Below are 15,773 nucleotides of genomic sequence, written 5' to 3'. Positions count from 1 at the left end.
CACATGTCTCCTTAATATTAGGGCTGGGCCAGCAAAAACAATGTAAATTGCTTTCTTTGACCGCTTTCATAAAAGTGTACACTGAAACTGTATGGTTTGACAACCTGACAGAACAACTGCCTCAATTTAGACAAAAAAAGAGTGCGGACCCTGAGGTCCGCACCCGAAACCATTTAGAGAGATGTCTATTGCCCATACCCATCTGCGACAAGATCAAGTTCACCTGTGTAGGAGTCGATGACCATGCCGTGAACGGGTACAGTAGGTGGAAGCAATGGATGTTTCTTGATCACTTCCACAGTATGTTTTACCCCTTCTTCAACGCTGTCAAACCCGCGTAGCCACTTTTGTAAACGTATGCCGGAGTTCTCCAGTGTGCTCATGACTTCCTCAGATACACCCCGTTCAACCATATGTCCAATCATGGTCTCTGCGTGTAGGGAAGCCATACCGCATTCCGTGTGTCCAACAACCAGTACTTCGTCGGCACCAAGCTCATAGATGGCGACGAGAACACTACGCATAACAGACCCGAAAGGTTGAGAAATGATTGCGCCAGCGTTTTTGATGATTTTCACATCGCCATTCTTCAGGTTCATGGCCTTGGGCAGCATTTCCACCAGACGAGTGTCCATACAAGTGATGATGACCATCTTTTTGGTTGGAAACTTGCCTGCCGTATACTTTTCGTATTCTTTAGTCTCGACAAATGATTTGTTGTAAGCCAGAATCTCTTGAATGTTGTTCATGTCTATTGCCTCCTGTTATCCAATACGATGAGCACGGCCACTTGCATCAAATGCAGCTTGTCCTACGCCCTTTGGTATTTTTATTATACCACGGTCAGCAAATTGCATTATTCCTCGGTTTGGAGGAATAATGCAATTTGCATCTGTTAAAAGTTGATTATACGCATTGCAAAAAGTATCATCAATAGGAAACCAACATTTTTTTGAAGAGGTGAACGTTAACAATGGAACAACACACACAGGAACAGCTGGAATCCTTCCGTAATCTGGCTCGCAAAATCAAGAGTTATCATGAAGCCATTGGTTTGCTTCACTGGGATCTGCGCACAGGTGCGCCCAAAAAAGGTGTCCCGACACGTTCGGAAACACTGGGAATGCTGTCAACCGAAGCATTCAAACTGCAAACTTCAGCTGAGATGAAATCCTACCTGGATACATTAACAAATCCAGCCGTGCTGGAACAGCTGGAAGATATCGACCGTCGTCAGGTGGAAGATTGCCAGAAAGAATATAATCGCAGTCAGTCCGTACCACCAGAAAAAGTACAAGCGTATACCGTACTTACCGCAAAATCAGAAACGGCTTGGGAAGATGCCAAGCATAACAGTGATTTTGCAGGTTTTTCGCCCTACCTCACCGATATTGTGAAGCTCAAACAAGAGTTCATTGACTATTGGGGTGTGAAAGATACTCGTTATGATACCCTTCTGGACATGTATGAACCGGAACTGACTGTAGAAAAGGTGGATGCGGTATTTGCCCGTCTCAAAGCCCGTTTGGTTCCGCTGCAAGAGAAGATCAATGCTTCGGCGAACAAGCCGAACACGGAGTTCTTGAACCAGCTGTTTGACAAGGATCAACAGGAGAAATTCAGTCTGTTTATTCTGGGACAAATGGGTTATGACTTTGAAGCCGGAAGACTCGATGAGAGTGTTCATCCGTTCGCAACGGGCCTGAATCCAGGTGATGTGCGGATCACGACGAATTATTTGCAGGATGATGTGACGAGTGCGGTCTTCAGTTCACTACACGAAGGCGGACACGCTCTGTATGAGCAAAATATTGACGATAGCCTGGCTGGTACTCTTCTTGCCGAAGGAACGTCCATGGGTATCCACGAATCCCAGTCGCGTCTTTGGGAAAATATGATTGGCCGCAGTCTTGCATTCTGGACGCGTTATTATAAAGATTTGCAACAGCACTTCCCTCAATTAAATGAGGTTGGGCTGGAAGACTTTTACCGGGCAATTAACCGGGTTGAAAGCTCTCTGATCCGGATTGAAGCCGATGAGCTGACGTACAATTTGCACATCATCATTCGTTATGAAATTGAGAAAATGCTGTTTAACGAAGGTCTGGAAGTCAAGGACCTGCCGGAGACTTGGAATGCAAAATACAAGGAATATCTTGGCATTGTGCCGCCGAATGATGGTATGGGTGTGCTTCAGGATGTTCACTGGTCGGGTGGTGACTTTGGTTACTTTGCTTCTTACTCGCTCGGCAATATGTATGCTGCACAGATTCTACATACATTGCGCAAAGAAATGCCTGAGTTCGATGCCCATATTGCCGGAGGTAACCTGATTCCCATCAAGGAATGGTTGACTGACAAAATTTATCGTTATGGCAAAAGCCGTACACCTTCCGAACTGATTGTGGCCGTAACGGGTGAAGAGTTGAACCCAGACTATTTGGCTGATTATCTGGAAGCGAAATATGCCGAGATTTACAAGCTGTAGACAGCAATAACATCATCATCAAATTCTTGAAGAGCGGGGCATCATTGCCCGGCTCTTCTTTTTCATGCAAGTTCTTAACCTTTTGCTGGGCATCAGCATATCCATAGTAGAGAGAACAGCTGAAACCAGTGAAGGAGGGAAATATCATGAAATACACGCCCTGGTTCATCCGGGCCATCGTCATTTTGCTCATTATCATCGTGGCTCTCACCAGCTGCAATAAAGATAAGGATGAAACCAAAATTACGATTGGTGAGGTCACACGTTCTGTGTTTTACGCACCGGAGTATGTGGCCGTGGCCCAAGGTTTTTTTGAAGAACAGGGGCTTGAAGTGGACATTCAGACGACGGCTGGTGGAGACAAAACGATGGCCGCATTGCTTGCAGGCTCAGTAGATATCGCATTGGTCGGAGCAGAGACGTCTATATATGTCTATCAACAAGGCGCAGAAGATCCGGTCATTAACTTTGCTCAGCTTACACAAACGGACGGAACGTTTCTGTTTGCCCGCAATCCTGAAGGTGACTTTAATTGGGATCAATTGAAACAGAGTACATTTCTCGGACAAAGAAAAGGCGGAATGCCTCAAATGGCAGGCGAATTCACGCTGAAAAAACATGGCATTGATCCGCAGAATGATCTGGAACTGATTCAAAATGTGGATTTTGCCAACATCGCTTCTGCATTTGCTTCAGGTACGGGGGATTACGTGCAGCTGTTTGAACCTCAGGCGTCCATTTTTGAGAAAGAGGGTCGCGGCAAGGTTGTAGCCTCGTTTGGAACGGAAAGTGGTCATCTGCCTTATACGGTCTTCATGACCAAACAAAGCTATATTAATGACAACAAGGACATCGTTCAGAAGTTCACTAACGGCTTGCACAAAGCCCAAGCTTGGGTGGATTCCCACACCGCTGAAGAGATCGCTGAAGTCATCAAGCCTTATTTCAAAGATATTGATCCAGCTATTCTGGTAAGCAGTGTGAACCGTTACAAGGAACAGGGCACATATGCAACCGATCCAATCATTGATGAGGACGAATGGAATAACTTGCTAGACGTCATGAGTGCTGCGGGAGAACTGAAACAGCGTGTGGATTCTCAAACGATTGTGGATAATTCCTATGCAGAACAAGCAGCATCAGCGAAGTAACCAGGTATTCAGGAAAGGACGTGAGCATGTATGCCTGAATCCGAAACGGTGATCAAACTGGAAGGGATTTCGCAAGTCTATGTCAGCGAACGTGAAGCATCACTGGTTATTGAAAATCTGAATCTTCAGGTCGAGCAGGGAGAATTCGTTAGTCTTGTTGGCCCAAGCGGATGTGGTAAAACGACATTGCTGTCGATCATCGCCGGGCTGCTCACACCAACCGCAGGCGAGGTCAAGGTAAAAGGAAAACGCATCGAAGGTCCGTCTGCCCAGATTGGCTATATGCTGCAACAGGATTATCTGTTTCCATGGCGTACCATTTTGGATAATGTCCTGATCGGACTTGAATTGACAGGTGGGCTCAATGACGAGAGTCGCGAGCGCACACGTGAGCTGCTGGCAGGTATGGGTCTAGCTGGAACCGAAAGCCAGTATCCTTCCGAGTTATCCGGGGGCATGAGGCAACGGGTGGCTTTGGTACGTACACTAGCTACGGATCCGGGAATACTGTTGCTGGATGAACCCTTTTCCGCACTTGATTATCAAACCAAGCTGCAGCTGGAGGATCTGGTCTCAGACACACTGAAGAAATCCGGCAAAACTTCGGTGCTTGTCACCCATGATCTGTCCGAAGCTATTGCCGTCAGTGACCGCGTCATCGTGCTTGATCGTAATCCGGGGCGCATTCGGAAGGAGTTTATCATTCCCGAAGATCTGCGGAACGCACAGCCTTTTCACGCGAGGGAGCAGCCAGGGTTCAATGAGCTGTTTCAGGCGTTATGGAGTGAATTGGATCAGTCCGGTGGAGGTGAGAAGAACGGGTGAATCAGACGAACCAGAAGCAGGAAATGCGTGATGATTGGATGAGACAGCTGCACCAAAGTCATATTCAGCAGGTTGCCAGATGGCGACATAAAGTGCTGACGGTGCAGCTGTCCATGTTGGTGTTTATGTTTTTGCTGTGGGAACTGGCGGGAAGGCTGCGCTGGATTGATGTGCTTCTGTTCAGTTATCCCAGCAAAATTTTCAATCAGATCTGGAAGGACATCGTCAGTGGAGAACTATGGGCGCATGTTGGGGTAACCGTAGGGGAAACGGCAGTCGGCTTTTTGCTGGGGACACTCGTCGGAACACTGCTTGCGGTTCTGATCTGGTGGTCTCCTTTTTTGTCCAAAGTGCTTGATCCTTATATGGTTGTGTTCAACAGCATGCCCAAAGTAGCGCTGGGTCCAATCTTTATCGTCATGTTTGGTGCAGGATTTACGGCCATTGTCATGACGACTTTGTCAATCACAGTCATTATTACTACACTTGTCGTGTATAACAGTTTTAATGAAGTAGATCAGAACTATATTAAGGTTATCCGTACGTTTGGTGGTGATCGCTCCGAGATTTTCAGCAAAGTCGTATTACCCGCTTCCTTTCCTGCCATTGTCTCTACCCTTAAAGTAAATGTGGGCATGGCCTGGGTCGGTGTAATCGTGGGTGAATTTCTGGTCGCCAAGCAGGGATTGGGCTATCTGATCATCTACGGATTTCAAGTGTTTAACTTTACCCTTGTTTTATCGAGCCTGTTGATTATTGCGGCTGTAGCTACAGCGATGTACCAGCTCGTTGTATATGTAGAACGCAAGCTGCTGGCAGGACGCAGGTAATTCTGCAAAACATGCGTGTGCAAAATAAATGCTTCATGATATGTATACAATTTCACAAGAGGTGTCACGTTGCCCGAACCCGAAAAATCAAGTACCATACTAATACGAATATTCCGCGCAGTCCGGAATGAATGCGACGATTGGAGAAGAGGGCCTAGAGGCTTCTGTCGCATCAATCAAATTGCCAGCGTCCCTCATCCGGGGCGCGTTATTGAGACCGACATGCATATGCATGTCGGTTGATGCCGTTTATGACTGTAGCAGCGAATTCCGATATGCGGTTCTTCCTGAATGATTCTTTTGATTAGATAAGAAATGGTTTTTGGCAGGATGTGTAATACTAGGGATATGATATGACCATACACGCTGTCAGGCATTGGACAAGCGCTCACTTGGATAGGTATGGCTCGCTGGCTTTGACATTTTTGCAGCTTAGAGGAGAGGGAGTTAATGGGTTTTAGGGTAATTAAAACCGCAATAGCCGCGCTGATGGCCGTGCTGATTGCGGACTGGTGCGGCTTGCCCGGACCAACATCGGCGGGCTTGTTAGCCATACTCGGCGTTGATGTGACACGGAAAAGAAGTATTCGCACCATATCTGCGAGATTTTTCGCTTCCGTAGTGGGGCTTTTATTTGCAAGTGTACTTTTTCACTTTCTTGGCTTCCATTATTGGGTGCTGGCGTTCTACATACTAATTGCATTTCCGGTTATCGTTCGGGCCGGATTCAAGGAAGGCATTGTGACGGGTTCTGTCGTGGTGTTCCGGGTATTTGGCGGCGGTGAAATGGACGTACATGTGGTTTTGGTCCAAATTGGGCTATTGCTGATTGGTCTCGGTTCCGCGATGGTTGTCAATCTGGCGTATATGCCGGCTGCGGACCCGCAGATGCTGCGTATTCGCAAAAGAATTGATGAGTTATTCTCGGTTATCTTTAAGGAGTTTGCAGCTACGCTACGTAATCCGAATGAAGTGTGGGCAGGGAAAGAACTGATCGAAGCTGACAAAGCTGTACTGGGCGGCATTGAAGCAGCCAAACGTTCATTGGAGAATCAGGTCATCCATCCGAACGAGGGATGGAGTGTTTACTTTTATATGCGCAAAACGCAATTGGATTCCATCCAGCATATGATGCATCTGGTATCCCAGATCTATCAGAAGATGCCGCATGCGGAAATGGTATCGGAGCTGTTCGACCAGCTCAGTCAGGATGTACTCACTGAATCTTACACCGGACGTACAGAAAAACTTCTCGCAGATGTGCAAGAAGAATTCAAGCGAATGGAGTTGCCGGATACAAGGGAAGAATTCGAGATTCGTTCAGCTATTCTCCAGCTGTGCCGGGAACTCGCGCTGTATCTGAAAATAGCCAAGAAGGACAAAGCTCCGTCTCCGGTATCGGACCGGTCCCAATCTACAAATGAATAATAGAAAATAGTTGTCACCCTAGACGGATGCCCTGCATACACTTGTAAAGAATGATTGTATGGAGGAGGTTTAAAGATGTCATTGAGTCATAAACATCAATGTAGAGAGATCATCACGAAGGCGATCTGCGGGAAAGGTCGTAAGTTCTCTACCGTAACACATACCGTGACTCCGCCACATGGTCCGACCAGTATTTTGGGGGCTTGGATTATCAACCACCAATATGAAGCCGTATCAGCGGGGGACGGAATTGAAGTTATTGGTACTTACGATATCAACATTTGGTATTCCTATGACAAAAATTCACAGACGGATGTAGCCAAAGAAACGGTGTCGTATGTAGAACATGTGCCTTTGTCCTATCTGGACCCGAAACACCGGGCCGCCACTGTAGAGGTATCTGCGGATGCAACGCAGGAACCGAGCTGTGTGGAAGCCACGGTGTCGGCAGGTGGAGGCAGCGTAATTATCCGGGTAGAACGGGAATTCGCTGTTGAACTGGTCGCCGAGACCAAAGTTTGTGTGAAAGTGTGCACGGATGGCTGTGGAGATTATGAAGACAAGGATTATGACTTCGGTAGTGGTGATGGAGATTATGACGATCTCGATCCCGACCTGCTTGACGATGAGCTGTAAGCTCAGCGATCTGGATTCATAAACTTAAGGTATCATATGCGCCGCAAGCGGCAGTGAAGAGGGCGTAAGCCCTCTTTTTTCATTTTGGGCGAGAATTGGGAGGAGGGACAGGATGAATGTGATAGATGAGGCCGAGGAGGCGGTGCGCCGATATGAACGCATGCTCCCTCGTGAACGAGCAGATCGCCTGAAACGATCCGGGATTGAAGTGCTGGCTTCGCAGGACAGGCGTGACCGGGAGTTGGGTCTGCGTGTACGTTATGATGTAGAGATATGCTGTCTTCAAGCGATTCGCATCAAACGTAGGGACACCAGTGGCATGGGTGGAGCGCAAGAAAGTGTGCTGGATCGTGAAGCAGCATCAACGTTATTCAAACGTATTGAACGGCTTGCCACCAAAACATTGTATACGGTTGGACTGGATCACGGCGCTGTAAGACTGGAAGCATCAGGAAAGAGCGGTTGTTCTGTCATCTCGATTGACCCAAGGCCATGGAAGGGCATGACAGATCTCTCTGCCATGTACCGTGCAGGCTGGAAACAGCTTCAGTCCGAACTGGATGAAGAGCGGCATCGTAATGCAGCCCCCATACTTGGAATGGACCCTGAATTCCTACTTGTGCAAATGCCAGAATCCAAAATCGTGCCCGCCTCTAGATTTCTTGAACGAACAGGCGTAGCCGGCTGTGATTCCGTGACGATCGGTGGACGACGAATATATCCGGTAGCCGAACTGCGACCCGCTCCCAGCTCTGAGCCGCGCGAACTGCTGGCTCATCTGATGAGAGCCTTTGCGGCCGCATCTCGTAGTATTAGTGATCACTCGCTGATCTGGCAGGCAGGGGGAATGCCCCAGCGCGGATTGCCGCTCGGCGGACATATCCATTTCAGTGGCGTTACACTAAACGGGGAACTGCTGCGCGCATTTGACAATTATCTAGCATTGCCGCTTGCCGTTCTTCAGGACCCACGAGGTTCAGGCCGGCGTCCACGTTATGGGGCATTGGGTGATTTTCGGCTGAAATCTTACGGTGGATTTGAATACCGCACGTTACCCAGTTTTCTGGTATCTCCTCTGGTTGCCAAAGGTGTTGTTGCTCTAGCTGGTCTTATCGCGAGAGGTTATAATCAGCTGCGTCAACGTCCTTTGGCGAAGGCTGCTATTCATACTGCTTTTTATGAAGGAAACCGTGAGGTAATGCAGGCGCATATTCCGGCACTGCTGGATGACCTGACGCAAATGGACGGTTATGAGCGTTATGAACGTTACGCCGCTCCATTAATTAGCCAGCTAAGACAGGGTAGAACATGGGACGAGAGTCGGGATATACGTAAACTCTGGAATATTCGAGCAGGTTCATGAAGAGTGGACACTTTTTTGGTATAATGAGAAATAAGTCGATTTTAATCATCGTTACGGAAGAAATGGAACAGCAACCTGTGAGGGAAGCGGCGGCAGCCGAAACATGAGGCGGTGGCACGAATAAGGTGCCTGACCGCCTTATTGTTCCTTCCGAGACAGCTTCTCTTCCTGACAACATTGGAACGGATGGAGGATACTCATGGCTCAGTATACGCCAATGATTCAACAATATTTGCAAGTGAAGGCCGAAGCGCAGGACGCTTTTCTTTTTTTTAGATTAGGTGATTTCTATGAAATGTTCTTTGAGGATGCAGTTAATGCTTCCCGTGAACTAGAAATTACATTAACAGCACGTGCAGGTGGGGGAGAAGATAAAATCCCGATGTGCGGTGTGCCTTATCATTCGGCTGACAATTACATACAGCGCTTGATTGAAAAAGGATACAAAGTAGCCATCTGCGAACAGATGGAAGATCCAACGGTAACCAAAGGCATGGTGCGGCGTGAAATTGTACGAGTTATAACACCCGGAACGGTAATGGAAGGCAAGACCTTGGGGGACAAGTCCAATAACTATATGGTTTGCCTGACAGGGAATCAGAACACACTTGCACTGGCTGCCTGTGACTTGTCCACAGGGGAGCTCTACGTGACCTCTGTTCCATACTCACAAGAGTGGCTCAAGGATGAGATCGGAATCTACGAACCTTCTGAAATAGTGGGGGATGCTGCGTTGCTTGATACGGTGGCTACCCAGGCATCTCCAATTGGTCGACCTGTGGTGTATACACCATGGACGAAGAGTAAGGAAGATTTGGTGCGTCAGCAATTCGGAGAAGCGGTATGGGCACGTCTGGAGCCTGAACGTCAAGCCTGCATAGCGCGTCTTTTCTCCTATTTAAGTGAGACACAGAAACGTTCACTTGGACAATTGACACAGGTTTCAACGTATGAGCCGGATCACTTTATGATTCTGGACCCCTTTACTCGGCGTAACCTGGAACTGGTGGAAACCGTACGTGAACGTTCGAAAAAAGGATCGCTGCTCTGGCTGCTGGACCGCACAGAAACGTCTATGGGTGCTCGCATGCTGCGTCGCTGGGTTGATAAACCCTTGCTGCAAAAAGGAAAAATCAATGAACGTCTGGAAGCGGTAGATACGCTGTATAACCAGTTTATATTGCGGGAAGATCTGCGTGCAGAACTCAAAGACATCTACGATCTGGAACGTCTGGTGGGACGAATTGCCTTTGGTAATGCCAACGGTCGGGATCTGAATGCACTGAAGCTGTCACTAGACAAAATTCCGGGGCTTCGTCAGTATTGTGCAGGCTCGCCTTCCACGACGCTACAGCACATTGCTGGCATTATGGATGATTGCAGTGATCTGCGAGATGCAATTGGTCAGGCTATCGTTGATGAGCCGCCTGTGTCCGTGCGTGATGGTGGCTTAATTCGTGAAGGATACCACGAGAGGCTGGATGAGCTTCGGGAAGCCTCGGTGAATGGCAAGCAGTGGATTGCTGAACTGGAGGCCAGAGAACGTGAAGCGACTGGCATTCGCTCGTTGAAAATTGGCTACAACAAAGTATTTGGGTACTATATTGAAATTACCAAGTCGAACTTGGCTTCTCTGCCAGAAGGCCGTTATGAGCGGAAACAAACCCTTGCGAATGCTGAGCGTTATATTACACCGGAGCTGAAAGAAAAAGAGACGCTGATTCTGGAAGCTCAGGACAAGATGGTCGATATTGAGTACGGCTTGTTCGCGGAACTGCGGGAACGGCTTAATCAGGAGATCGCCAGGTTGCAAAAACTGGCTGAGCTGGTCGCGGAGATTGACGTGTATCAATCCTTTGCCGTCATCAGTGCAGAGCGTAATTTCGTACGGCCTACATTGACCGATGGTTACGATTTGGTTGTGGAACAGGGGCGCCATCCGGTGGTTGAAGCGGTGATGCGAGATGGTGCTTTTATCGCCAACAATACTGCGATGCAGAAGGAAGAGGCGCGCATTCTGCTGATTACCGGTCCGAATATGGCGGGGAAAAGTACGTATATGCGGCAGGTGGCGCTGATTTCGATTCTGGCTCAGATCGGCTGTTTCGTGCCGGCAGGACAAGCTGAAGTACCGATTATGGATCGTATTTTCACACGGATTGGTGCGGCAGACGATCTCATCGGTGGACAAAGTACGTTTATGGTGGAGATGGCCGACATTCAGGTCATGACGGATAAAGCAACACCACGCAGTCTGATTATTATCGATGAACTGGGTCGGGGAACGTCTACCAGTGAGGGAATGGCGATTGCCCAGTCTGTCATTGAATATGTGCACGATATCATTGGGTGCAAAGCGCTGGTATCAACTCATTTCCATGAGCTTGCTCATCTGGAAGAGAGTTTGGACAAGTTGGCGAATTACTCCATGGCCGTTCAGGAGAGCGGGGACAAGGTCAATTTCCTACGTAAATTGATTGCCGGGGCTGCCAGCAGCAGCTACGGGATCTATTGTGCACGGCTTGCAGGACTGCCGGACAGTATCATTGAGCGGGCGAATGGCTTGCTGCACGGTTTCGAGCATGCGGCGGCTCAGGTTGCGGTTGGCAGCGAATTTGCCGGGAATGACAAGCAGCAATCGGGTGATCATGCTCGAGTCGGTGCAGAGTTCCAGTCCACAGATCATTCATCGTTGATTCGGGAGCAGGAATCTACAGAACCTGTCGAACTCACTGCTGCGACTGAAGCTCCAGTACAGAAACAACAGGACAAAAAACAAAATGGCAAGCAGCAGGCAGTCTCCAAACATGCTGATGTGGTTCAATTGTCCATCTTTGGAGATGAAGAGCCAAGTGTAACTCCGAAAATGGAGGTAGTTGCCCTTGACAAGCCTGCTCGGGAGTTTATTCGTAATATGAAGGATATTGATGTAATGAACATGACACCGCTTCAGGCGATGCAAATACTGAATGATCTCAAATTAAAGGCACAGCAATTATCCTGAGTATAGGGGAGGGGAAAACCTGTGGCGAAAATTCATGTGCTTGATGAACATATTGCCAACCAGATTGCAGCAGGTGAGGTGGTCGAACGGCCTGCTTCAGTCGTTAAGGAGCTGCTCGAAAACTCGGTGGATGCAGGCGCCTCCAAGATTGATGTTACGGTGGAAGAGGGCGGACTGCTCCGTATTCGGGTCAAAGACAATGGTTCCGGTATCGAGCCGGAAGATATGGAAAAGGCCTTCTATCGTCATGCAACTAGTAAAATAGCTCATGGCCGCGATTTGTTCCAGATCACAAGTCTTGGATTCCGGGGAGAGGCCTTGGCGAGTATTGCCGCTGTCTCCAAAGTGGAAGTGTTATCGGCCAGCGGGAATGATGGGCGAGGAAGACGAATCGTGATTGAGGGAGGCAAACTTCTCTCACATGAGGATGAAACCTCACCCCAAGGCACGGACTTTGAGGTGAAAGAACTATTTTTCAATACGCCAGCCAGGCTTAAATATATGAAAACGATCCAGACCGAGCTGGGACATATCTCGGATGTTCTCTATCGTATGGCAATGTCTCATCCTAACATCTCGTTCACGCTGCGTCATAATGAAAATACACTGCTTCAGACGCTGGGCAATGGGGATCTGCTGCAAGTGGTTGCAGCGATCTATGGTACTAGTGCCGCCAAAGCGATGCTCCCCATTCAGGGAGAGAGTCTGGACTATCGAGTGAGCGGGCTGATCAGTTTGCCGGAATGGACTCGTGCCAATCGTGGTGGCATGTCGACCATTGTGAATGGACGCTTTATTCGGAATTACGGGCTCAACCAGGCTATTCTGAAGGCGTATCATACGTTGCTGCCCATTAATCGGTTCCCACTTGTCGTGGTGCAATTGGAAATGCATCCATCCCTGGTCGATGTGAACGTGCATCCGGCGAAGCTGGAGGTTCGTTTCAGCAAGGAAGCGGAGCTGTATGAGTTTGTGGAAACGACACTGCGTGGAATTTTGCGGAAGGAAGTGCTCATTCCACAGGTAACCAAGCAGCAAATCAGACGTGGAGATAACAGTTCCTTTATCCAGGAACAGTTCCTGTTCCCGAGAGGTCCTCTAAAGGAGGAAACGGAATCCGCAGGGTATGGGCAACAGGGTCCATTGGGGAAATATGCTGGACTCACTAAAATGACTTCAGAGGACGATGATCTGGATGCTCCAGCTGATGTGGCTCCGGCTGATGTGCAATCAGAGCCTGATGGTAACGGTGAGGGTCAGACGCTGCCGTTGCCTGAAGCTCCACCCGAGATACCACCATCCTATGATCCATTTGGGATGTTGAGCGGGGACTCAGGATCTAATGTTTTGAAGAATTATAGTGATGACGAAAATTCCCATAGCGATTCAGCTTCTGCTGTGAGTGGAAGTACCGGTGCTGCTACAGATCGTGCTGCGCAAGATGCCTTACCTTCAACTGAAGATAAGGGGCTATCGACTTCACAGGCTCCGACTTCTGCGTATCGTTCCAATTCGATGAATTCTCCGGTTAGAGAAGGGCGTTCATCTTATAATCCATCTGCGGTGGCTGCAAAAGGAGAGCGGAGCTGGAAAGCTCCAAGTTTACCTGACCCGGCAAGGCTGGCATCTGCCGTTAAATCGGATGTTTCTATGCCTGCGTTTCCTGAACTAAGCCTGATTGGGCAGCACCACGGGACGTACTTGATTGCACAAAATCAAGATGGTCTATATCTGATTGATCAGCATGCAGCCCATGAACGGGTGAATTATGAGTATTATTACGAGCAGTTTGGCAATCCGGCTCAGGCTTCGCAGGAGTTGCTGCTGCCCATTACACTGGAGTTCACACCATCCGAGACGGAAAAGCTCAAAACAAGACTGGCTTGGTTCGAGCAGGCGGGTGTCTATTTGGAACATTTCGGTGGGCAGACCTTCCGGGTGCGTTCCCACCCGTTCTGGTTCCCCAAGGGGGATGAGAAAGACATTATTGAAGAGATGTCTGAATGGGTGCTGAGTGAACGTAGTATTGATGTTGCCAAGATGCGAGAAGCGGCGTCGATCATGTGCTCTTGCAAGGCATCCATCAAAGCCAATCAGAAATTGACGGATCAGGAGGCGGAAGTGTTGATTCAGCGTCTTGGTTCTTGCCGTCAACCGTATACTTGTCCACACGGGAGACCGATTGTGGTGTCATTTTCAACCTATGATCTGGAGAAATTGTTTAAACGGGTCATGTAGCTATTTAGGAGGAAATTATGTATATTACAACCGGTGAAAAGGAAGCAGGCCACCTTGTGGAACGTGCACGAAACCTTGCTGAAACAACGGGAGGAACCTATGTACCACGCAAAAGGATGTCTTTACCTGCAATGATTGCACATTATGAGATTGATGAGATTATAGTTGTGCTTCAGGGTAAAGTTCGTTTGTTTCGTCCGGATTCACCGCTGCTTGAGTTTCACCCCAGTATGGGATTTGTTCGGGCCAAACGTGTGTTAAAAGGAGAAGCTGATCCGATGCTGGACGCGGGGGCGATCCTTGAAGGGGATACCGTTATCGATTGTACGGCAGGATTGGGTACAGATGCACTGGTATTCTCGGTTGCTGTAGGCAAAAGTGGTCGGGTCATCGCCTGTGAAAGCTCCCTGCCACTGTATACGTTATTAGTAGAAGGCATGTCTCAGTACGAGAGCATTAAGCCTGCGGTAAACGAAGCTTTCCGGCGCATTGAGCTGCGGCATGCGAATCATCTCGATTTGCTGCGTTCCTTGCCAGACCGAAGCTGTGACACGGTATATTTCGATCCGATGTTCCGTGAACCAATGCTTGATTCAAGCGCCATTCAGCCTTTGCGAGATTATGCGAATCCAAATGCACTGGATGAACAGAGCATTATTGAAGCGAAAAGAGTTGCTCGCAAGCGGGTAGTTATGAAAGAGAAGCGCGGCAGCGCGGAGTTCACAAGACTCGGTTTTGAAGTACATGACCGGGGCAATGCAAAAACACTGTACGGAGTGATTAATGTTGAAAGCGGAAGTTAAACCGAAGCTGCTTGTGCTGGTTGGACCAACAGCGGTAGGCAAAACAAGAATGAGTATTGAGCTTGCACAGGCGTTCAATTGTGAGATTGTTTCGGGGGATTCCATGCAGGTATATCGCGAAATGGATATCGGGACGGCCAAAATTACTCGCGATGAAATGAAGGGTGTGCCTCATCACCTCATCGACATCCATGAACCGGAATACCCCTATTCCGTGGCGGAATTTCAGGAGAGCTGCACACGTCTGATTGGGGAAATCCATGAGCGCGGCAAGTTGCCTTTTATTGTTGGTGGCACCGGTCTGTATGTGGAATCGGTATGTTACGGCTTTCAATTCTCGGACAGCGGCTCAGATGAAGCGTTCCGGGATGAACAGTTCCGTTATGCAGAGCAACATGGCCCGCAGGCGTTACATGATAAGCTGAGGGTCATTGATCCGGTTAGCGCAGAACGACTGCATCCGAATGACCAGCGCCGAATTGTTCGTGCACTGGAGATCTATCACCTTACAGGTGAGAAGTTGTCCGAGCAGCTGGCTTCCCAGAAGAAAGAGTCTCCATATGACCTGCTTATTGTGGGTTTGACAATGGATCGTCAGAAACTGTATGCCCGAGTGGAAGAGCGAATTGATCTTATGATCGAGCAGGGTTTGGTAGATGAGGTCAAGTCTTTACTGGAGCGCGGCGTAGCGAGAGGACATATCTCCATGCAGGGGCTCGGTTATAAGGAAATTGCGGCTTATCTTCAGGGTGAAGTAAGCTGGGAGGCTGCGGTAGAGTGGCTGAAAAGGGATACACGTCGTTTTGCCAAGCGACAATTGTCCTGGTTCCGGCATATGAAAGACATTGAATGGGTGGATATGACGGATACCGAAGATTTTGCAGGGAATTATGCCCATGTATGTGAGATGATCAAACGTAAGTTTGACTGAATATCGAAGGTGGAATTTGCCACCGATTAGGACTTTAGAACCTCTATCTTTTAGAAATAAAAGGTAGAGGTTTTTA

13 protein-coding genes are annotated in these 15,773 nt (G+C 48.5%); 11 read left to right on the top strand and 2 right to left on the bottom strand.

What is annotated here, in order from left to right:
* Positions 1-185: 185 nt before the first annotated feature.
* Together PTQ21_RS24560 and PTQ21_RS24555 are read right to left on the bottom strand one after the other, a co-directional pair.
* On the bottom strand, positions 186-749 hold the full coding sequence (locus PTQ21_RS24560; protein ID WP_063563089.1) for a beta-class carbonic anhydrase: 564 nt from the start codon (positions 747-749) through the stop codon (positions 186-188).
* Positions 750-764: 15 nt separating this feature from the next.
* Positions 765-974 (bottom strand): hypothetical protein, encoded by a 210-nt coding sequence (locus tag PTQ21_RS24555; protein WP_274567463.1) that lies wholly within the window; start codon positions 972-974, stop codon positions 765-767.
* On the opposite strand from PTQ21_RS24555, the gene PTQ21_RS24550 reads away from it, so the two are divergent.
* The 11 genes from PTQ21_RS24550 to miaA all read left to right on the top strand — a co-directional run bounded on the left by PTQ21_RS24550 (position 974) and on the right by miaA (position 15,697).
* The gene (locus PTQ21_RS24550; RefSeq protein WP_274567462.1) at positions 974-2,488 is read left to right on the top strand and encodes a carboxypeptidase M32; all 1,515 of its coding nucleotides are present in this window, start codon (positions 974-976) and stop codon (positions 2,486-2,488) included. The two genes, PTQ21_RS24555 and PTQ21_RS24550, sit on opposite strands and share 1 nt — an antisense overlap.
* Positions 2,489-2,634: 146 nt before the next feature.
* A complete protein-coding gene (locus PTQ21_RS24545) occupies positions 2,635-3,639 on the top strand; it encodes an ABC transporter substrate-binding protein (protein WP_072733324.1) in 1,005 nt (334 codons plus the stop codon).
* 30 nt (positions 3,640-3,669) lie between these two features.
* A complete protein-coding gene (locus PTQ21_RS24540) occupies positions 3,670-4,464 on the top strand; it encodes an ABC transporter ATP-binding protein (protein ID WP_072733323.1) in 795 nt (264 codons plus the stop codon).
* A 38-nt stretch (positions 4,465-4,502) separates the two neighbouring features.
* Positions 4,503-5,294 carry an ABC transporter permease gene (locus PTQ21_RS24535; protein ID WP_371129241.1) on the top strand — a complete coding sequence of 264 codons (792 nt, stop codon included), beginning with the start codon at positions 4,503-4,505 and terminating at the stop codon, positions 5,292-5,294.
* Positions 5,295-5,744: 450 nt separating this feature from the next.
* Positions 5,745-6,722, top strand: a complete 978-nt coding sequence (locus tag PTQ21_RS24530) for an aromatic acid exporter family protein (protein ID WP_063563085.1) — start codon at positions 5,745-5,747, stop codon at positions 6,720-6,722.
* A gap of 75 nt (positions 6,723-6,797) precedes the next feature.
* Complete coding sequence (locus PTQ21_RS24525) at positions 6,798-7,358, top strand: outer spore coat protein CotE (RefSeq protein ID WP_053780858.1); 561 nt, start codon at positions 6,798-6,800, stop codon at positions 7,356-7,358.
* A gap of 112 nt (positions 7,359-7,470) precedes the next feature.
* Complete coding sequence (locus PTQ21_RS24520) at positions 7,471-8,721, top strand: putative amidoligase domain-containing protein (protein WP_244552100.1); 1,251 nt, start codon at positions 7,471-7,473, stop codon at positions 8,719-8,721.
* Between the two features lie 199 nt (positions 8,722-8,920).
* Positions 8,921-11,725 carry a DNA mismatch repair protein MutS gene (mutS, locus tag PTQ21_RS24515; protein ID WP_072733322.1) on the top strand — a complete coding sequence of 935 codons (2,805 nt, stop codon included), beginning with the start codon at positions 8,921-8,923 and terminating at the stop codon, positions 11,723-11,725.
* Positions 11,726-11,746: 21 nt separating this feature from the next.
* A complete protein-coding gene (gene mutL / locus PTQ21_RS24510) occupies positions 11,747-13,963 on the top strand; it encodes a DNA mismatch repair endonuclease MutL (RefSeq protein ID WP_090807238.1) in 2,217 nt (738 codons plus the stop codon).
* Between the two features lie 17 nt (positions 13,964-13,980).
* A complete protein-coding gene (locus tag PTQ21_RS24505) occupies positions 13,981-14,766 on the top strand; it encodes a class I SAM-dependent methyltransferase (protein WP_063563082.1) in 786 nt (261 codons plus the stop codon).
* A complete protein-coding gene (miaA, locus tag PTQ21_RS24500; protein ID WP_371129240.1) occupies positions 14,750-15,697 on the top strand; it encodes a tRNA (adenosine(37)-N6)-dimethylallyltransferase MiaA in 948 nt (315 codons plus the stop codon). Before PTQ21_RS24505 ends, miaA begins: the two co-directional genes overlap by 17 nt.
* Positions 15,698-15,773 lie beyond the last annotated feature (76 nt).

The sequence above is a fragment of the Paenibacillus marchantiae genome (assembly GCF_028771845.1).
In the GTDB taxonomy this organism is placed as follows: Bacteria; Bacillota; Bacilli; order Paenibacillales; family Paenibacillaceae; genus Paenibacillus; species Paenibacillus marchantiae.
The sequence above is the reverse complement of the archived record's forward strand: the minus strand, read 5'-3'. Positions and strand labels throughout refer to the sequence as shown.